General features: G+C 52.9%; 18 protein-coding genes and 1 tRNA gene. 14 read left to right on the plus strand and 5 right to left on the minus strand.

The features are described 5' to 3' along the window. Positions 1 to 128: 128 nt before the first annotated feature. The 8 genes from LLY24_RS07570 (at position 129) to LLY24_RS07605 (ending at position 8,889) form a co-directional block, all read left to right on the plus strand. The gene (locus tag LLY24_RS07570) at positions 129 to 2,138 is read left to right on the plus strand and encodes a sensor domain-containing diguanylate cyclase (protein WP_345799643.1); all 2,010 of its coding nucleotides are present in this window, start codon (positions 129 to 131) and stop codon (positions 2,136 to 2,138) included. 72 nt (positions 2,139 to 2,210) lie between these two features. Further along, a complete protein-coding gene (locus tag LLY24_RS07575) occupies positions 2,211 to 3,158 on the plus strand; it encodes an AEC family transporter (protein ID WP_259035675.1) in 948 nt (315 codons plus the stop codon). Between the two features lie 112 nt (positions 3,159 to 3,270). Continuing rightward, positions 3,271 to 3,347: transfer RNA gene (locus LLY24_RS07580), tRNA-Arg, on the plus strand. Positions 3,348 to 4,394: 1,047 nt separating this feature from the next. Next, complete coding sequence (locus LLY24_RS07585) at positions 4,395 to 5,384, plus strand: DDE-type integrase/transposase/recombinase (RefSeq protein ID WP_259035676.1); 990 nt, start codon at positions 4,395 to 4,397, stop codon at positions 5,382 to 5,384. Positions 5,385 to 5,620: 236 nt separating this feature from the next. Beyond that, the gene (locus LLY24_RS07590) at positions 5,621 to 5,923 is read left to right on the plus strand and encodes a hypothetical protein (protein ID WP_259035677.1); all 303 of its coding nucleotides are present in this window, start codon (positions 5,621 to 5,623) and stop codon (positions 5,921 to 5,923) included. Then, a complete protein-coding gene (locus tag LLY24_RS07595) occupies positions 5,923 to 6,483 on the plus strand; it encodes an ABC-three component system protein (protein ID WP_259035678.1) in 561 nt (186 codons plus the stop codon). Before LLY24_RS07590 ends, LLY24_RS07595 begins: the two co-directional genes overlap by 1 nt. A gap of 2 nt (positions 6,484 to 6,485) precedes the next feature. Then, positions 6,486 to 6,992: an ABC-three component system middle component 5 gene (locus LLY24_RS07600; RefSeq protein WP_259035679.1), complete on the plus strand. Its 507-nt coding sequence runs from the start codon at positions 6,486 to 6,488 to the stop codon at positions 6,990 to 6,992. A 1-nt stretch (position 6,993) separates the two neighbouring features. Further along, positions 6,994 to 8,889, plus strand: coding sequence for a hypothetical protein (locus LLY24_RS07605; RefSeq protein ID WP_259035680.1), 1,896 nt, complete (start codon positions 6,994 to 6,996; stop codon positions 8,887 to 8,889). Between the two features lie 245 nt (positions 8,890 to 9,134). On the opposite strand, the gene LLY24_RS07610 is transcribed toward LLY24_RS07605, so the two are convergent. Both LLY24_RS07610 and LLY24_RS07615 read right to left on the minus strand, forming a co-directional pair. Next, positions 9,135 to 9,485, minus strand: coding sequence for a helix-turn-helix domain-containing protein (locus tag LLY24_RS07610; RefSeq protein ID WP_259035681.1), 351 nt, complete (start codon positions 9,483 to 9,485; stop codon positions 9,135 to 9,137). Next, positions 9,485 to 9,781, minus strand: a complete 297-nt coding sequence (locus tag LLY24_RS07615) for a type II toxin-antitoxin system HigB family toxin (protein WP_259035682.1) — start codon at positions 9,779 to 9,781, stop codon at positions 9,485 to 9,487. The genes LLY24_RS07610 and LLY24_RS07615 overlap by 1 nt, the downstream gene beginning before the upstream one ends. A gap of 135 nt (positions 9,782 to 9,916) precedes the next feature. Here LLY24_RS07615 and LLY24_RS07620 point away from each other — a divergent pair, with 135 nt between their 5' ends. Next, positions 9,917 to 10,171 carry a DUF333 domain-containing protein gene (locus LLY24_RS07620; protein WP_259035683.1) on the plus strand — a complete coding sequence of 85 codons (255 nt, stop codon included), beginning with the start codon at positions 9,917 to 9,919 and terminating at the stop codon, positions 10,169 to 10,171. Positions 10,172 to 10,345: 174 nt separating this feature from the next. Here LLY24_RS07620 and LLY24_RS07625 read toward each other — a convergent pair whose 3' ends face one another. Then, on the minus strand, positions 10,346 to 10,798 hold the full coding sequence (locus LLY24_RS07625; protein ID WP_259035684.1) for an RrF2 family transcriptional regulator: 453 nt from the start codon (positions 10,796 to 10,798) through the stop codon (positions 10,346 to 10,348). A 167-nt stretch (positions 10,799 to 10,965) separates the two neighbouring features. On the opposite strand from LLY24_RS07625, the gene hmpA reads away from it, so the two are divergent. After that, complete coding sequence (gene hmpA / locus LLY24_RS07630; RefSeq protein ID WP_259035685.1) at positions 10,966 to 12,135, plus strand: NO-inducible flavohemoprotein; 1,170 nt, start codon at positions 10,966 to 10,968, stop codon at positions 12,133 to 12,135. Between the two features lie 12 nt (positions 12,136 to 12,147). Here the strand turns inward: hmpA and LLY24_RS07635 are convergent, their stop codons facing one another. Together LLY24_RS07635 and LLY24_RS07640 are read right to left on the minus strand one after the other, a co-directional pair. Next, positions 12,148 to 12,519: a SirB2 family protein gene (locus LLY24_RS07635; protein ID WP_259035686.1), complete on the minus strand. Its 372-nt coding sequence runs from the start codon at positions 12,517 to 12,519 to the stop codon at positions 12,148 to 12,150. A gap of 98 nt (positions 12,520 to 12,617) precedes the next feature. Continuing rightward, positions 12,618 to 13,793 carry an alpha-hydroxy acid oxidase gene (locus LLY24_RS07640; RefSeq protein WP_259035687.1) on the minus strand — a complete coding sequence of 392 codons (1,176 nt, stop codon included), beginning with the start codon at positions 13,791 to 13,793 and terminating at the stop codon, positions 12,618 to 12,620. A 161-nt stretch (positions 13,794 to 13,954) separates the two neighbouring features. Between LLY24_RS07640 and LLY24_RS07645 the strand changes: the two genes are divergently transcribed. From LLY24_RS07645 to LLY24_RS07660, 4 genes are all read left to right on the plus strand, one after another. After that, positions 13,955 to 14,707 (plus strand): GntR family transcriptional regulator, encoded by a 753-nt coding sequence (locus tag LLY24_RS07645; protein WP_259035688.1) that lies wholly within the window; start codon positions 13,955 to 13,957, stop codon positions 14,705 to 14,707. Beyond that, the gene (gene manD, locus LLY24_RS07650; protein ID WP_259035689.1) at positions 14,704 to 15,915 is read left to right on the plus strand and encodes a D-mannonate dehydratase ManD; all 1,212 of its coding nucleotides are present in this window, start codon (positions 14,704 to 14,706) and stop codon (positions 15,913 to 15,915) included. The genes LLY24_RS07645 and manD overlap by 4 nt, the downstream gene beginning before the upstream one ends. 49 nt (positions 15,916 to 15,964) lie before the next feature. Beyond that, a complete protein-coding gene (locus LLY24_RS07655) occupies positions 15,965 to 16,987 on the plus strand; it encodes a Zn-dependent oxidoreductase (RefSeq protein ID WP_259035690.1) in 1,023 nt (340 codons plus the stop codon). A gap of 75 nt (positions 16,988 to 17,062) precedes the next feature. Further along, complete coding sequence (locus tag LLY24_RS07660) at positions 17,063 to 18,031, plus strand: TRAP transporter substrate-binding protein (protein ID WP_259035691.1); 969 nt, start codon at positions 17,063 to 17,065, stop codon at positions 18,029 to 18,031.

The raw sequence follows: 18,031 nt of genomic DNA on the forward strand, positions 1-18,031 counted from the left end.
ATAAATATTACGTTCTTACCGTTTAGCCCATGCTGTTATACAAAACTGGGTAACATCAGCGAACGAGTGGCCTTTGCACGAGGAATTACCTTGGGTAACGTATTTTTCTTGATCGCCAGGGTGACCGAGTGGATGCACTACTGCGTTTGAGCCGCCGCGTTCGCTTCCCCTCTCTCGAAGGGCGCTTGCTGATGGGGCTGGCCATTATCTGGCTATTAGTGGTGACGCTAGTCGTGGGTGCGGCGTGGCATCTGGGCAAGGAGATGATGCTCAAGACCAACATCACTCATCTACGCTACGAGTCGACGCTGTTAGCCGACGAGGTGACCCAGCAGATCAATAGCCGTATTCGCTCGCTCGAGCGTGTAAGCACCAAACTCGGTGAAGAGGAAAACCCCACACGCCTCTATGAAGAATTGCGCAGCAATCAAGCGCTTCTCTCCTGGTTCGAAGGACTTGTGGCCATTGATCAATACGGGCGCGTCGTTGCCGATATGCCAGGTGTGGCGGGGCGCATGGGGCTCGATACGGCCGAGCGTGAGTTTTTCGGTATGGTCAAGGGAACGCTTCGGCCCTATGTCAGCGAGCCGTTCATTGGCCGGGCGAGTCAGGAGCCGATCGTAGTGATCGTTGCTCCCCGTATAGCCGCCGACGGCGCCTTTCTTGGGGCAATCGGCGGGGTCATGAACCTAACGGGCGGTATCTTCGAGCGCCTGTCGCGGGTGCGTTTGGGTGAGCATGGCTACGCCAGTATCGCCACGGCATCGGGCAAGATTCTCTATCACCCCAATCGCGACCTGCTACTGACGCAAACACCGATACAACCCACGAGTGACCTGCTCGACCAAGCGCTCTACGGTTGGCAGGGAGAGGGCGTAGGCCCATTACAAAGCGGGCAGGCGGGGCTTCAGTCGTATGCCCAGGTGTGGCCAGCTAATTGGATCGTTTGCCTTTTCATTCCGCTGTCCCAAACTGAGCTACTGCTTTCCGATTTCATTGGCCAACTGCTGTGGCTATGGGGGCTTTTGGCGTTGTCGATGTTGCCACTATTGTGGTGGCTGCTGCGCAAACAGCTTCGCCCCTTTAGCCAGCTAGCCCAGCAGATCAAAGAAGTGGGGCTGCGCCAACGGCGTCGCGTAGCGCTAACGACCAGCATGCAGGAGCTGCAAAATCTGACGGAGACGTTCAATCGCGTCGAGGAGGAGCGCGACGCGCTCTTGGCGCACCTACAAGAGCGTGAGGCCTTTTTAGACTCGGTGCTCAATACGTCGCCTCAGGGTATGTTCGTCGCCAGCTTCGATGGCCAAATTACCTACATCAACCCCGCGCTGCTGGAAATGCTCGGCTTTGATCGCAACGTTTCGCAGCCCTCTTGGCTCAAACAGATCCATCGCGACGACCTTGAAGATGCCAAGGATCTATGGCTGCACAGCCTTAAATCGGGCAATGACTTCATTCGCCAACTGCGTTTCATTCGTGAGGATGGCGAAGTGCTGTGGCTGGATATTCACGCGCGCAGCGTCATGCTCTACCAAGGCGGCCATTCGCTTGGCCTGGTAGGCGTGGTGAAAGACATCACCGAGCGCCGTGCACAGGAGGCGCTGCAGCGTTGGGAGGCCGAGCATGACCCCTTGACTGGACTTCTCAACCGGCGCGGCTTCCTTCGGCGCTTGGAGGAGGCCTTTGCCGATTTTCAAAAGACCAGTACGCCTTCGGCGCTGCTGCTCTTCGATCTCGATCGCTTCAAGCCGATCAACGACGAGGGAGGGCACGCCTTGGGCGATGAGATGCTTCGGCGAATCGCCCAGGTAGTGGCCTGGGAGGTGCGACGAAGCGATCACGTAGCCCGCCAAGGAGGCGATGAGTTCGCCGTTCTGTTGCCAAGCTGTACCTTGGGCCAAGCCGAGCGGATTGCCGAGGCGCTGCGCCAAGCCGTGAGTGAAATTTCGGTTTCCCAAGCAGGGCGGGAGTACCACGTGACGCTGAGTATCGGTGTCACCACCTTCGATGAACATGATGCCAGCGTCGAGGAGGCGCTTGAGCGCGCGGACGCGGGCAGCTATTACGCCAAGGACAGGGGGCGCAATGGCGTTGTAGTCAATATCATGAGCGACGAGGCCACGCAGCTCTTCGAATGAGGTAAAATCAACGCTTACTCGTTGGCTATGGCGCTAAAAGGCGCGGCCACCTATCACATTCGAGGCCCTGTCGTGAGCCTATTCGACCTCTTTTCCCGCACCCTCGATACCACACTCCCCGTGTTTGCCATGGTCTTTCTCGGGATAGGGCTCAAGCGCCTAGGCTGGATCGACAGCGCTTTCATTACCACCGCCTCAGCGCTGGTCTTTCGCGCTACCTTACCTACGCTGATTTTCCTGAGTTTGGTGCGAGCCGATTTAAGCGTGGCGCTGGATGTGCCGCTCATGCTTTTCTTTGCCGCCGCAACACTCGGGCAATTTCTCTTTAGCTGGCTCTGGGCGCATTATCGGGTTCCCTACGCCGAGCGTGGCCTCTACGTTCAGGGCGCCTTTCGCGGTAACTGTGGGGTAGTGGGGCTAGCGCTGGCAGCGGGGATGTATGGCCAGTACGGCTTGTCGGTAGGGGGCTTACTGGTAGGCGTAGTGATTCTGATGTACAACGCGCTCTCGGTCATTGCGCTGGCGGCGTATCAGCCCGGTCAATCGACCGAGTGGCGAAGCATCCTCAAACATATCATCACCAACCCGCTGATCCTGGGCGTGCTGATCGCACTGCCTTTCGCCGCTTTTTCGATTCCTCTGCCCAGCTGGCTGATGACCTCGGGTGACTATTTTGCATCACTGACCCTGCCGCTGGCGCTGATCTGCATCGGCGCAACGCTCTCTATGTCGGCCATGCGTGAAAATAAAGAAGTGGCGCTCAGCGCGAGTATCATGAAGATGGTCGTGCTGCCCGTGGTAAGTACGCTAGCAGCGTGGGCGGTAGGCTTTTCCGGCCAGGCACTGGGGCTTTTGTTCCTCTTTTTTGCAAGCCCCACGGCCGCGGCAAGCTTCGTTATGGTCAAGGCCATTGGAGGCAACACCGTGCTCGCCGCCAACATCATCGCCATGACCACGCTCATGGCCAGCCTCTCGGTGACACTGGGGATTTTCGCCTTACGCTGGCTCGGCTGGGTCTAAACCAAGCGGCGGCACCGAACTATGCATCGAGCTACGCACTGGCCTATGGTTGGAGTAGCACGCTTAACGCGCTATACTCTGCCCCCGCAATCTCCCCTCCACGCGACACAAAGTCCCTGTAGCTCAGTAGGATAGAGCAGCCGCCTCCTAAGCGGCAGGTCGCAGGTTCGACTCCTGCCAGGGACGCCAACGGCGTATTTTTCGTAAGTCTGCCCAACGCTGAAATGAAAGCTTAATCCTCTAAAAATATTGATTTTCAGGCTTTCAACTCTTTATTTTTTCCCATTCAAATTTTACTTTCAGGTGGTATACAGAATGGTATATGCCGCTAGCTCAGAGATATCGGTGGCTCGCCGCGCGTGAAGTAGCTAAAGAGCCGGATAGAGTATGTATGCAGTCTTGAAAAGCTGGACAGCGACAGCGCCGCTTAACAGCCCCTTGCACCCATCAGAACCAGCCCCGCCACGTGCGGGGCTTTTCGTGTTTGGGCAGCGAGGACAGATAAGGGAAGCACGCCACAAAGTGCTAGCTGATGGCAATTGCTATGGGGAGAACCTGCCTTCTAGGCTGCAACCTGCGCCGCGCTGTCAACTCCCCGCCCCGCCCTCGCGCTAAATGTAGTGGTTTTTATGCACTCTACGCCTACCCTCAAGTCGCGCCACTGCTGGGCTGGCCAGTAAAAAATGGGTGCATGAAAATCATGCGAATTCATGCGGGTTTATGCACTTTAGTAAGGTGCGGTGGTTAATCAGGCTTGCCAGCTCGCTCATACCTCGCTGACAGCGAAATAGGGCGTTCTTGAGCAGCTTTAGTAAGGCTTCAGAGTACATACCATGAAAGATGCTAATAATTAAGCGTGTGGTTTTGCCCCTATGAGGACTTTCGTTGTTATGGGGCTAGGCGCAGTGTAGGAGGGCTTATAGCGGCACCCAGCAGCTTTGCGGAACAGTTACCTCTGCAGTCCCACCCACCAAGGCGCGTCTTTCACCACTGATTTATGGAGCTTGCTTGTAAGCTATTTCCTTCTGCACCTTAGAGTATGGTCGCAAGCCCGTTACTGTTTGACCTTGGAGAAAAAGCAGGGCCACATGAAATTATGTGGATTTTTGCTTCAGTTGGAGGAGGGAGTATTACTTATTGCTAGGTGTAGGGTCCCGGATGATCAAATGAGCTATAGGAGTTATCCTCTGCTGGCAGCCAGAGAGCTTCTAAAGCACTTCATTCGGGAGCAGATTCATGAACATCAAACTGCATAAGCAGGCCACCACGACACCGAAGATCCGGGGCGAGATCCAGGCGTCACCCACCAGCCTCACGGATAGCGAGCTGGCCCGCCAGTATGGCGTCTCCCCCGCGACCATCCGGCGCTGGCGGTACCGCGACGATGTCCATGACCGACCGCATACGCGTCACAACCTGCTAGCCACCCTCACGTCCGAGCAGGAGGAGGTGCTGATCGCCGCCCGTGAATTCCTGCGGCTCGGCCTGGATGATCTCCTCGTTGTGGCACGTGAGTTCTTGAACCCTCGACTGTCTCGTTCGGGCCTGCACCGCATGCTCCAGCGGCGCCAGGTGCCGACACTGGCAGAACTAGCCCGTCAGGACGCGGGAGATGATGGCAAGCCCCGGCACAAGCCCTTCAAGGACTACGAGCCCGGGTACGTGCATATCGACATCAAGCATCTGCCGCAGATGCCCGACGAGGAGAAGAAACGCTACCTGTACGTTGCTATCGACCGTGCCACACGCTGGGTCTATCTGGAGGTCAGGCGCAGCCAGTCTGCTCAGGATGCCCAGGCGTTCATGAAGCGCGTGGAGGAGAAGGCTCCCTTCATGATTCAGACGGTGCTCACTGACAACGGTAAGTCGTTCACCGATCGCTTCACGCGGGCAGGAGAGCGCAAGCCCACCGGGCGCCACCCCATTGACAAGGAGTGCCAAGCCCATTTTATCGAACATCGCCTGATCAAGCCGGGAAGGCCACAGACGAACGGTAGGGTGGAGCGGTTCAACGGCCGCATCAGTGACGTGCTGGCAACCCGGCGCTATACCACAGGCGAGGATCTGGAACAGACGCTTAAACGCTATGCCTGGGTGTACAATCACCACGTCCCCCAGAAGGCACTGCATCATCAATCACCGATCACGGCGCTGAAGGAGTGGCAGGCCAGGCAGCCCGAGTTATTTAACAAACGGGTAGTTAATCATGCGGGACCTGACAGCTAGGAATGTTCTAGTGTAAATGAGTGGCAAAATCACTTGTTCCTTAGTATGCTTTGGCGATCCAAGCTAGTACATCAGATGCAAGTCATAAGGCGGGTGCCCTTTGATGTATTATAGAAAAATTATGTAACTAGTAAAATTCGAGATGTATATATAATTATTGGTCGTCTATTTGCCAGCTATTGATCAGTATCCGTTCAGAAATAGAAGTTAGTTATAAGAAGGTAAGGGAATTATAAATGGATGAGTTTTGGAAAAAAGCTTTAAAGTGTTGTCCTGGCTTAGCTATTTCTGGTGTAGTAGCTGTTACAATATTCCCACGTATTTTTGAATCAAAATATCTTGATGGCTTAAATGAGTCTCAAGTTTATGGCCTTTTTGTTTCAATTGCGGTTTTAACTTTTCTGCTATGTACTTTCATAGTTTTTAAGTGGGATGCCGGTGAGCGTTCCTTGGGGGGGAACAAGATTAGTATCAATAAATCAAGTGTTAGAGGTGATGTTGTTGGTGGTAATAGTAATGGGCGTCGTGAGAAAAAATAATGAATAAAGTATCAGTCAAAAATGGCGAAGTTGGTAAAGATATTATTGGGGGTGATCAGTATAACTATAATATTGAACTCCCCCCGATTGACTGTGGGGCTGTGGTAAGAGGCCTAGAGCGTTTTCAAGAAATGGCTGAAAGTGATGAAGATTTTCAATATTTTCTTGAGCGGCTCGAGTTTTTTACTAATAATAAAACGCGTTCGGCTGTAATTGGTTTAGAACAAAAGCTTGTTAACGGTGGTAGATCTGATTTAGTTGATGATGCGATTGAAAAGAAAGATCACTTTGCCAAGAGGTTTTCAAAGTCGCAGTTAAACCCAAGACGTCAATGGATATATCTTTATATTTTACAAAAAATTAAAGCTACTTTTGAGAGCTCGATTCGTCCGTTAATTAAAAATAAAGCTCGCTCTGAAGTTATTGATATGGCAATATATAATCACATAGTCGATAGAGTTTATAGTGAGGTTATAGGTTCTGATCCTACTATAGATCAAGATACTATTTCAGGCATGTTGTACTTTTTGACAGGTAAGTGCCACTTGATTTGGGATTAATTATGCTTATTTATCATCCTGCTTTTGATGCGAATCATTGCCTTTATCGTATTGTTTCAATTTTGCACTCTGCTAATAAAACGGGAGTGTCTTGGTCTCTTTTACGTTTGCTAGATTTCTATTATTTGTTTCCAGCTCAGCTTAAAGAAATATCTCCTTGGCCAAGTCAGATATCTAAATATAAGAGGCTTCTTAAAAACATCCCTCAACAGTATGAAGATATAAATAACTCTCCTAGAGTTTTTTATGATCTTGAGAAATTTCAAAAGACTGCAGTGTTAGAGCTTATAGCTAAAGGAATAGTTTCAAAAGAAAGCTTTGAGGCTGATAAGTTGTGTTTGGTCGATGATGCTTTGCCACCTTCCTTTATTGCATATATGAAGAGTGATGAATTTTTTAATAAAGATGAATTTAAAATTATCACTGAAGCTTTGCCCATGGTTGGTTTAAATGGGCCTCAAGGACTTAAAAAAAGATCTGGATTAATGGAATATATTTATGATGCTTAAAATGGATACTTTGTTCGTAAATCGTTTTATCGTTAAAAAGTCTAAAAAAAATGTTTACGATCAGGTGTTTGGCAAAAGTGTAAATATAATCCGTGGTACTAACAGCATCGGTAAATCTACTGTAATGGATTTGCTTTTTAGCTGTTTAGGTGGCGATGTTCCAGAAGACCGCTGGAATAAAGAAGCAAAATCCTGTGACCAGATGATTGCCGAGATAGAAATCAATGGCCATATAATTACGATTGAACGAGCGATAGATCCAGGGTCTAAACCTCCAATCTACTTTTTTAGCGGAACACTTCTCGATAGTTTAAAAGCTAGTCGTGATGATTGGCAGCGATATGGATTAAATAGAACCGATAACAAACTTAGCTTCTCTCAGCAGTTTTTTGATTTGCTAAATTGGCCTCATAGTCAAACTGATGATTATGCAAATTTAACTATGCATCAAGTGCTACGCCTTATATATGTAGATCAAGGTACAGCAGTAAATAAAATATTGCGGGCTGAGCACTCAACTTTTGATAAGCCAAGTATGCGACAAGCGATAGGGGATTTTTTACTTGGGCTAGACGATTTGGGTGTTTACTCTTTAAAGCAGCAGCTTGCGAAGGCGGAGTCAGAATTTTCTAAGATAGGAGGGCAGTTAGATTCAGTATATAAGTTTATTTCACCCACAGAAGGTGTTTTACGTGAAGAGCATCTTAAAGAAGAAATAACTGAATACTATAGCAATCTTGTTCAGCTAACTGAGGAGCGTCAAAATTTATTATTAAAGCCAGATGATGATTTAAATGAAAATATAAAAGATGAAGTCGAAAAATTATCCAATGATATAATCGAAACTTCTAATGAAATTGATTCTTTAACTTCCGAACGTACTGAGGTATATAACGAAATTATAGAGTCAAAAATGTTTTTGGGTTCAATTGAAACACGTACAAAAGCTTTGAAAGAATCAAGGACAGCGTATAACTTTTTTGGTGAGGTTCGGTTCAAGTTTTGCCCCAGTTGCCTCTCTTCGTTAGAGTCTCAGGATGATACCTGCTGTGCTCTTTGTAAAACTCCATTAGGGGATAATGCTCGGGATAAGTTATATTTATCCACTTTAAATGAACTGGAGTTTCAAAAGCGTGAAAGTCTGACTGTTGTAGGCCGATTGAAAAGTAGGCTTGAAGATTTGAATCATGCTATTAGAGTTTTAATAAGTAAATTAGAAGCCCGAAAAGCCGAACACAAGGCGGCTTTAAATATAAGCTCGGAAAAAATACTTAAACTAAATGTGCTATCGGGAAATATAGGTGCCCTTCAAGAGAGAATTGTTAATTCAGAAAGTAAGATGAAGTTAGTTTCATCTGTTGAGGCTTTGATAAATGAAAAAGCTGAACTTAATGATAAAATTTTGAAGCTTAGAGAGTCTATAAAAGAAAGTAAAGAAAATTCTGATTCTCGTCGTGAAAAAATAGAACATAATCTATCAGAAAAGACAAAAGAGCTACTTGAAAAAGATGGTGGCTTTGAGCCTGATTTTAATAAAGCGAAGGTTGTTCAATATGACTTTGCTAAGGATTTAATACTTGTAGATGGACGGTCTAAGTTTTCAGCTAGTTCTGAAACTGTATTAAAAAATAGTTTTCATTTAGCTATTTTAATGGAGTCGTTAGAAGATAAGGATATGAGATATCCCAGATTTTTAATGCTTGATAATACTGAAGATAAGGGAATGGGGCCGGATCGTAGTCAAAATTTTCAACGAGTGCTAATTGATGCATTAAGTCAATATAAGGAACCATATCAAGTGATTATGACTACCTCAATGATAGATCCTGATCTTGATAAATCTAAATATTGTGTTGGACCTCACTATGTAAAAGGTATGCATACTTTAGAAATATGATTTTGCGAGATGGTTTTAACGGCTATTTGTTGTAAGCCTTTTTGGGGAGGAGTGGTTTGTTGTTCAGTATGCTGAGAGCCTTGGGACTAGGCGTTTTTTGAATAGAGGTATATTTGTAGGTATACCATTGTTTTGTTTTGTTTTTTTATAAAAACAGTGATTTGTTTTATTTTTTGACTCCTGCCAGGACGCCATATCATCCCGCCTATCATTTTTCTAACCCCACTAGTGTTAGATGAGCATTTTTAATTCAACAATGTTTCATATGGAATTTTCATTCCCGCATGCAGCTTTTTGATCATGTTGATGCTTAATGTGCGCTTACGATTGAGTACTTCCGAAACTCGGCCGCTGGCGCCAATGAACGGTATAAGGTCTTGCTGTGTAAGCCCTTGTTGTTCCATGCGAAACTTGATTGCTTCGATGGGATCAGACGGGCCGATAGGATAGTGCTTGTCTTCATACTTCTCGATTAGAATGGAAAGCACTTCGAGCTCATCGGCTCCCTCAGAGCCGGGTTCTGCGGCCCAGAGCTTCTCCATGCGAGCGAAGGCTCGATCAAGATCGGCGTCATCACGAATAGGGTGAATATGCATTAGATTGTCTCCGCGTCGATTCTATCGTACTGGGCATGCGTGCCGACAAAGCGAATCCAGGCGATTTGTTCTTGGTAGCGAATGGCGAGGATGACGCGATACTTATTACCTGCAATATTGAAGACGACGCGCCCACCTTTCAAAATACTTGCCGTTCTAATGTCGGCTTTGAGTTCTTGTGGCGTTCGCCAAGAAGCACTCAGCACCATGTTGTACCACTCGGTTAGTGGTGTCTCGGCATCAACATAGCCTTGCTGCCAAAATAGCCTGAGTGTGCGTTTTGCTATGACTCGCATGCGGCCTCCTTCCTTGAGTAAAGATAGATCCTCCCGTTTTGGGAGTCAATGGTCTTCTCTCGATGCTGGCGTACTCTCGCTTTGTCAGCGACCCTAAAGGTGAGCACCGTACTTTCGGCCAACGGGAGATTTACCATGACGCGCTTTCATGCCACCACCTTGGCGGCGCTACCCCTAGTGGCGCTGCTGTTGTCGGGGTGTAGCACATTGACCAGCGAGCAAAATGCCCAAGAGGCGCAGCGCTATGCGGTTGCCTACTGCGAGCGAGAAGGGGGCGAGGTGCATACGCGCGAAACCTCTGATGGGACGCGGCAGTATTGCCATCTGATGGAAGGGCGAGTCGTCGAGGTCAATATGCTCTACCGTACTGAAGGGCTGCGCCCCTACTAACTAGAGGTGCGTGGTCACTTCGCTTTAGGTGGCGATTTTGGCAACGCCGCTTCCTTTCTCCCCGCGTTTCCACGATGCGGGGCTTCTATCTCTTTCGATCCTTGATCTAGATCAAGCCCCTTAGATCCGAACGGCGTATGTTGGGGTTAGAGACGCGGTCACTACGCTGCCTACTCAATGGTCTGCAGTGGATACGGGTATGCGCATGAGCCGAGAGAGCCCGGCACTGCGCCCTTCGAGTAGATCGGCAAGCGTATAGTCATCGAGTACCTGAAGAAACGCACCGAGCGCCTCGTTGAGAATGGGGCGTAGTTTGCAAGATGGGGTGACGACACAGGCGTTGTCATCGCGAAAGCACTCGACCAGCGCCATGTCGTTTTCGGTGTCGCGCACGAGCCCGCCCAAGGTGATTGAGGCCGGGTCGCGTTTGAGGCGTAGCCCGCCGTGTTTGCCTCGCGTCGCTTCAAGGTAACCTTTTTGATTGAGCTCTTGAACGATCTTCATCAAATGGTTGCGAGAAATTGCGTAGGTGTCGGCGATTTCGCCAATCGTTGCGCGCTCCTCACCTTTGACGGCAAGGTAGAGCAGAACGCGAAGGGCGTAGTCGGTGAAGCGGGTCAGGTGCATGAGGTGACCAGCGAGAATGAGTGTAAGGCCTATTGTAAAGCTTAACCCGAAGGTAGGAAACGCATAGTAGCTTATCGGGTTTACCACAATAGGGTATGACCTTGGCTTTAAAGATGTATAAAATATGCATCTTTAAAAAAGACCCAGTGATAGAAGGAGAGAGCATCATGCTGACGCCAGCACAAGAAGCCGTTATTGCCGCTACGGCCCCAGTCGTTGCCGAACATCTTGAGACCATCACCCAGCGGTTCTATCCGCTGATGTTCGAGCGCTACCCTGAAGTAAAGGCGCTGTTCAACCAAACGCATCAGCAGGATGGCGCTCAGCCAAGAGCACTTGCCGGATCGGTATTGGCCTACGTCAAGGTGCGTCAATCACCGGAAACAGCGCGTCAGGTAATGGAAACGGTGGTCAACAAGCACGTTTCACTGGATATCCGGCCGCACCACTATCCCATCGTGGGGGAGTGTTTGATGGCCGCCATCGCTGAAGTGCTGGGCGAGGCGGTAACGCCCGAGATCGCCGATGCCTGGGGCGCCCTTTATCAAGAGCTTGCGGGGCTTTTGATCGAACTCGAAGAGCAGCGCTATCGGGCTTTCGAGCAGAAACCTGGCGGCTGGCGTGGCCCACGGCGTTTTGTCATCGAAGCGATTCGCCAGGAGAGCAGCGTGATCCGTTCCTTTGTACTGACGCCTGAGGATGGGGGGCCGGTTGCCGAACACGCGCCAGGGCAGTACATCGGCGTCAAGCTGCGTATCGACGGTGAGCCAGTGCATCGCCACTATAGCCTTTCGGCCATGCCCAACGGCCGCTCCTATCAGCTATCGATCAAGCGCGAAGCGCATGGTGTCGTAAGCCGCTACTTCCACGATCAGTTGAGCGTCGGTGATGTTCTCGAGCTATTACCGCCTGCAGGAGAGCTAACGCTGATACCCGGTGACGAGCCGCTGTTACTGATCAGCGGCGGCATTGGTCAAACCCCGCTACTGCCCATCGCCCAAGATGCGCTGCAACAAGGCCGTTCGGTGGTCTACTTACACGCCGCCCTCGACTCAGACCACCGGGCCTTTACCCAGATGCTGGAAGAGCTGGCCGAGGCCTACCCGCAGCAGCTACGGGTGGTGACGGTATTCGAAAAAGAGACCAGTGGGGACTACCAAGGCCGTATCACGCAAGAGATACTCGCTAAACACCTTGCGCCGAACGCGCGCTGCTATTTCGTCGGCCCTCACGGCTTCATGGGTGCCGTGAATGCCTACCTAACGCAGCTCGGCGTACCTGCCTCGCACCGCCACTTCGAGCATTTTGGACCTGCCAAGGCGCTTAGTGCTGCCTGATTAGCCGCAAACTCAAGCTAACCAAGAAAGAGGATCATGACGGATCGCCGCCCCCACTATGTAGATGAACACCGCAACGGCGGCAACGGCAGCCCCCGCGCGAATAGTGGGGGTGGCGCCGCGCTTGATGGCTACCGTACCTAAGACGATATAAATCACTAGACCCGCGAGCTTAGCGCTTAGCCAGCTGGGTAGGGGCCAGAAATTGAGCATTACCGCGAGCATGACGCCAAGCGTTAGCAGGGCGGTATCGATGATGTGCGGAACGATCTTTACCCAGCGCGCCTGAAGCAGGGGAAGGCTTTGTACCGACCACCATGCCCTAACGATGAAAAAGGCGAGACTGGCAAAAGCGGCCGTCATGTGTAGATGCTTCAGTGTCATGTAGTGTTCGAGCATTAAGACTACTCACCCAGGTTGCCTGCCACGCACTGTATCGCGTAAGCGACGGCTACTCAGTGCGCTGGATCAATGCGTCGAAACTATTTTCGATGGCGCAAACAGCTGGCTTCTAGTTCAGCCAGCTGGGTGTGGCCGAGCAAGCCAAGCGTTGCTTCCATCTCTTTTTTAATCAGTCGGAGTGCGTGTTCGACCCCAGGCTGCCCGCCCGCCGCGAGGCCGTAAAGCGTTGCGCGACCCAGCCACACGGCATCGGCGCCGAGTGCCAGTGCTTTGATGATATCGGTGCCGCGGCGAAAGCCGCTATCGACATAGAGCTCGCAGCGTTCGCCCACGGCCGCTTTGACTTCAGCCAGCGTGTCCATGGGGGAGAGCGAGTGGTTGAGCTGGCGCCCGCCATGGTTGGAGAGCACCAGGGCATCGATGCCGTATGCTGCGGCCTGCTCGGCCTCGGCAGGGGAGAGAATGCCTTTGAGAATCAGCTTGCCCGGCCAGAGCTCGCGTAGCCACGCCATATCATCCCAGTTCAACGAAGGGTCGAGCTGAGGGCCGATGATCTGCGAGGCACCTTGAGCATTACGTTTATCCGGTGGCAGCAGGTCATCCAGGTTCTTGAACGTGGGTAGTCCGTCGGGGATCAGCACGTCTTTGATCCAGCCAGGTTTGGTAAGCAAATGCATAAGGTTGGGAAGCGAAGGCTTCATCGGGCGGCGAAAATTGCGTACGTCCCACTCTCTGTTGCCATAGATCGCGCTATCGGTCGTGATCACGATTGCCTCGAAACCCGCTCTCGCACAGCGCTGGATCATCGATTTGACGAAATCACGGTCGCGATAGAAATAGATCTGCATCCAAGCGGTGAGTCCTTCGATGGCAACGATATCTTCCATGCGCGTGGTCGAAACGCTACTGAGCACGAAGGGGATACCCAGCTCCCGGGCAGCGTGGGCGAGCTTTAAGTCACCATCGCGGGTGAGCATGCCGTTGAACCCTGTAGGGCCTATCGCCAGCGGCATCTGATAGGTGTTGCCTAGAAGCTGCGTGTGTAAATCGCGAACCCCCACGTTGGTCATCGTTTTGGGTTCGAACAAATACTCATCGAACACTTGACGGTTATGGCGCAGCGTATGCTCGTCATCGCTGCCACCGTAGACGTACTCGAACACGAAGTTAGGCAGCTTTTTCTTGGCGATGCGTTCTAGATCCTCGATGTTGACCGCTTTGGCATAGCTCTTTCCTGTATAGCGCTGACGTTTCATGGGGGCTCCTTGGTTGTCCTGCCATTGTTTCTTTTTCGTCGCCATATGCCACCTGAAAGCCGACGAATACCTACCAAAGTATACGTATATAGGGCTTTTTCTTATTTCGCCATACTACCATACTAGTTGCATCGAGCACCGCTAACCCTAAGGACACGCGTGTGAACACGACACTTCAGGCACTGCATCGAGAAGCGCTGTGGCAAGAGATGCCGGAAACCGAACCGGTACGTCAGCGGCTCTATCGCGTGCTGCGCCAATCGATCATTCAAATGCAGCTAACGCCGGGGCAAGCGCTATCCGAGAAGGAGGTGGCCGACGCCTTTGCGGTCAGCCGTCAGCCGGTACGCGAAGCGTTCATTCGGCTTTCTGAGGCGGGGCTCATTGAGGTGCGCCCTCAGCGCGGCTCCTATGTGGTCAAGATTTCCCAGCGCGCCGTGCTAGAAGCGCGTTTTGTGCGCGAAGCGGTAGAAATTGCCGTGGCAAGGCAGGCCGCTGTGCGGGGCCTTGCGCCGGAGGTGCTAACCGAGCTGCACGATTTACTCGAACGCCAGCGCCAATGTGTGGCGCCACACGACTACGCCCGTTTTTACCAACTAGACGAGGCCTTTCACCGCGCGCTCTCTTTTGGCGTTCAGCAAAGCGCTGCCTGGAAAGTAATCGAGGACGTGCGTGTCCAGATGGACCGCGTGCGCTATCTCAGCGTGCCGGACAGTACCCCTATCGCGCGGTTGATCGAGCAACACACCGAGATCGTGGCCGCCATCGAAGCGCGCGATGAACGGTGCGCGGAGCAGGCCATGCGCCGCCACTTACGTGAAATATTCATCTCTCTTCCCGACCTGGTTCGGCGTTTTCCCGAGATGTTCGATGCTCAGGAAACGGCAGCGCTCATCGAGGAGGCTAACCAATGAAAATCGAACACGCCTATACCATCGTCACCTCACCGGGGCGCAATTTCGTCACGCTGAAGATCGTCACCGACGAAGGCACTTACGGAATCGGAGATGCCACACTCAACGGCCGCGAAATGGCGGTCGTGGCCTATCTCGAGGAGCACGTGATTCCAGCGCTGATCGGCCGCGATCCGCAGCGTATCGAAGATATCTGGCACTACCTCTATCGCGGTGCCTACTGGCGTCGTGGCCCCGTGACCATGAGCGCGATTGCCGCCGTCGATATGGCGCTGTGGGATATCAAGGCAAAGCTTGCCGGTATGCCGCTCTATCAGCTGTTAGGGGGCAAGAGCCGCGATCGCGTCATGGTCTATGGTCATGCTACCGGTCGCGATATCGAATCGTGTCTCGAAGAGGTCGCTCGCCACGTCGAGCAGGGCTATAAAGCCGTGCGCGTTCAGGCAGGGGTGCCGGGGATCGCCAGCATTTACGGCGTGGCCAAGAAAGAGGGCGAACCTTACGAGCCCGCCGATGCGGACCTGCCGACCGAACACGTTTGGAGCACGAGCAAGTATCTGAATCACGTACCCAAGCTCTTTGCCGCCGTGCGCGAGCGCTTTGGTGACGACCTGCACGTGCTGCACGACGTGCACCACCGCCTAACGCCGATCGAGGCGGCTCGCCTAGGCAAAGCGGTAGAGCCTTACAACCTGTTCTGGCTCGAAGACTGCGTGCCAGCGGAAAACCAGGAAGGCTTTGGGCTGATTCGCCAGCACACCACCACGCCGCTGGCCGTCGGCGAGGTGTTCAATAGCCTCTTCGATGCCAAAACGCTGATCGAGAATCAGTGGATCGACTACATTCGCGCCACGCTGACCCACGCCGGGGGCATTACTCACGTTAGGCGCATTGCCGATCTGGCCGGGCTCTATCACGTGCGTACCGGTTTCCACGGCCCGACGGATCTCTCGCCGGTGTGCATGGGCGCCGCCGTGCATTTCGATACCTGGGTACCCAACTTCGGGATTCAGGAGTACATGCCGCATACCGACGAAACCAATGCCGTCTTCCCTCACGATTATCGCTTCGAAGCGGGGCATTTCATCGTCGGTGAAACGCCGGGGCACGGCGTCGATATCGATGAAATGCTGGCCAAACAGTACCCCTACAAGCGGGCAAGCCTGCCGGTGAACCGGCTCGAGGACGGCACGCTATGGCACTGGTAAGCAGGACGGTAACGGCCACGATGCGCTTGGATAACACGAGGAAATCGCCATGAAAGCCTTTCAGGTCAATGCCCCCCACGATTTTGCCGTGGTCGAAGCCGAACTGCCAAGCGTTGGGTCGGGTGAGGTGCGCGTACGCGTAGCGTTTGCCGGCATTTGTGGCTCCGATATGCACATCATCCACGGTGACAACGCCTTCGTGCGCTACCCGCGCATCACCGGGCACGAGTTCGCTGGCGTCATCGATGCCGTAGGCGAGGGCGTTACGGAGGTGGGCGTAGGAGCACGCGTGTGTATCGACCCGGTCATCAGCTGCGGTGAGTGCTATCCCTGTCGCATTAGCCGACCCAATGTCTGCCGCTCGCTAGAGGTCATCGGCGTGCATCGCCATGGCGGCTTCGAGGAGTGTGTCGTGGTGCCTGCCGCCAACGTCCATGTTCTGCCCGATCACATCGGCTTGGACGCGGCCGCGCTGGTCGAACCTTATACCATCGCCGCCAACGTGCTCGATCGGATGCAGCCGCATCCGGGCGATGCGCTGCTGATTCTCGGCGCGGGCGTGATCGGCCTCACCATCTTGCAAATGGCGCGGGCGATTGGGTTGGGCGAGATCATCGTCACCGACATCATCGACGAGCGCTTGGCGCTGGCGCGCGAGCTTGGAGCCACGCATACGCTCAATAGCCGTGAGGTCGACGTCGAAGCAGAGATCATGGCCCTCACCGACGGCGAAGGGATACCGCTAATTGCCGATGCCGCCTGTGTTCCGGCGCTGTTGGCGCAGATGCTGCGCGTCGCCTCTCCGGCTGGGCGCATCGGTCTGCTGGGCTTTAGCGCAACACCCAGCGAGCTGGTTCAGCTCGAAGTGATCAAGAAAGAGCTGACACTGGTCGGCTCGCGGCTCAACAACCGCAAGTTTCCGGAGGTGCTGTCCCTGATGACGGAAGGCAAGCTCGATCCCCTGGCGCTGGTGAGTCACCGGCTACCGCTAAGCGAGATGCCCGATGCCATCGATATGCTCGAGCATCATCCCGAAAAAGCGCGCAAGGTGCTCGTTCGCATCGAGGCCTGACGCGTGCACGCCAACCACGCATGCACTCACGCAATGCACTACTAACAACACAATGCCACGTGCAGGAGAAATACCATGTTGAAGCAATTCGTTACCGGTGCCCTGGCCAGTGCCGTCATGCTGGGAAGTAGCTCGCTTTGGGCCGCCGACTACACGCTGCGTTTCGGTCACCTCGCCAATGAGCAGAACATCTGGCACCAGGCGGCGGAGAAGTTCAAGGAAGAGGTAGAGGCCAACTCCGAAGGGCGTATCGAAGTGCTGCTGTTTCCTAACGAGCAGCTCGGCAGCGAAATGGACGTGATCAACAGCATTCAGTTGGGCACGGCCGATATGACCATCACCGGTGAGAGCCTGCAGAACTGGGCACCTAAAGCTGCGATGATGGCCGTACCCTACGCCTTCCGCGATTCGGAGCACATGCGCGCCGCCGTTAACGGCGAGATTGGCGAAGAGATCGAAGCGCAGGTGATCGAGCGTACCAACCTCGTGCCGCTGACCTGGTTCGAGCGTGGCCCGCGCGAATTGACCGCCAACCGCGCCATTCGCACCCCTGATGATCTCGATGGTCTGCGTTTGCGTGTACCCAACGTACCGCTGTTCGTGGATACCTGGGAAGCCATGGGAGCACGCCCTACGCCGATGGCCTTTAGCGAAGTGTTTACCGCGCTGCAGCAAAACACCATCGAAGGGCAGGAGAACCCGCTGAGCCTGATCGAAAGCGCCAGCCTCAACGAGGTACAGGACTACGTCAACATGACCGGTCACGTACGTAGCTGGATCTACGTGGTCATCGGCCGCAACCAGCTCGAGCGCATGCCCGACGATCTCCAGCAGGTCGTACGTGACGCTGCCGAGGTAATGCAGGCCTATGAGGCCGATCTGTTCGTCGAAGATCAGGAGCGTCTGGAGCAGGCGCTGACCGAGCGCGGCATGGAGTTCGTCGAAGTCGATCAAGAAACCTTCGCCGAGCGTGCGCTTCCCGCCGTCACCGAAGCGTTGAATGACGAACAGCGCGCGCTGTTCGAGGCCATTCAGGCGCTTTGA

The sequence above is a fragment of the Halomonas dongshanensis genome (genome assembly GCF_024790395.1).
Classification (GTDB): Bacteria; Pseudomonadota; Gammaproteobacteria; order Pseudomonadales; family Halomonadaceae; genus Vreelandella; species Vreelandella dongshanensis.

Coding starts and splice junctions, on each gene's coding strand:
- LLY24_RS07585 (WP_259035676.1), top strand. CDS start 4,395: ATGAACATCAAACTGCATAAGCAGGCCACCACGACACCGAAGATCCGG.
- LLY24_RS07590 (WP_259035677.1), top strand. CDS start 5,621: ATGGATGAGTTTTGGAAAAAAGCTTTAAAGTGTTGTCCTGGCTTAGCT.
- LLY24_RS07595 (WP_259035678.1), top strand. CDS start 5,923: ATGAATAAAGTATCAGTCAAAAATGGCGAAGTTGGTAAAGATATTATT.
- LLY24_RS07600 (WP_259035679.1), top strand. CDS start 6,486: ATGCTTATTTATCATCCTGCTTTTGATGCGAATCATTGCCTTTATCGT.
- LLY24_RS07605 (WP_259035680.1), top strand. CDS start 6,994: ATGGATACTTTGTTCGTAAATCGTTTTATCGTTAAAAAGTCTAAAAAA.
- LLY24_RS07610 (WP_259035681.1), bottom strand. CDS start 9,485: ATGCATATTCACCCTATTCGTGATGACGCCGATCTTGATCGAGCCTTC.
- LLY24_RS07615 (WP_259035682.1), bottom strand. CDS start 9,781: ATGCGAGTCATAGCAAAACGCACACTCAGGCTATTTTGGCAGCAAGGC.
- LLY24_RS07620 (WP_259035683.1), top strand. CDS start 9,917: ATGACGCGCTTTCATGCCACCACCTTGGCGGCGCTACCCCTAGTGGCG.
- LLY24_RS07625 (WP_259035684.1), bottom strand. CDS start 10,798: ATGCACCTGACCCGCTTCACCGACTACGCCCTTCGCGTTCTGCTCTAC.
- hmpA (WP_259035685.1), top strand. CDS start 10,966: ATGCTGACGCCAGCACAAGAAGCCGTTATTGCCGCTACGGCCCCAGTC.
- LLY24_RS07635 (WP_259035686.1), bottom strand. CDS start 12,519: ATGACACTGAAGCATCTACACATGACGGCCGCTTTTGCCAGTCTCGCC.
- LLY24_RS07640 (WP_259035687.1), bottom strand. CDS start 13,793: ATGAAACGTCAGCGCTATACAGGAAAGAGCTATGCCAAAGCGGTCAAC.
- manD (WP_259035689.1), top strand. CDS start 14,704: ATGAAAATCGAACACGCCTATACCATCGTCACCTCACCGGGGCGCAAT.
- LLY24_RS07655 (WP_259035690.1), top strand. CDS start 15,965: ATGAAAGCCTTTCAGGTCAATGCCCCCCACGATTTTGCCGTGGTCGAA.
- LLY24_RS07660 (WP_259035691.1), top strand. CDS start 17,063: ATGTTGAAGCAATTCGTTACCGGTGCCCTGGCCAGTGCCGTCATGCTG.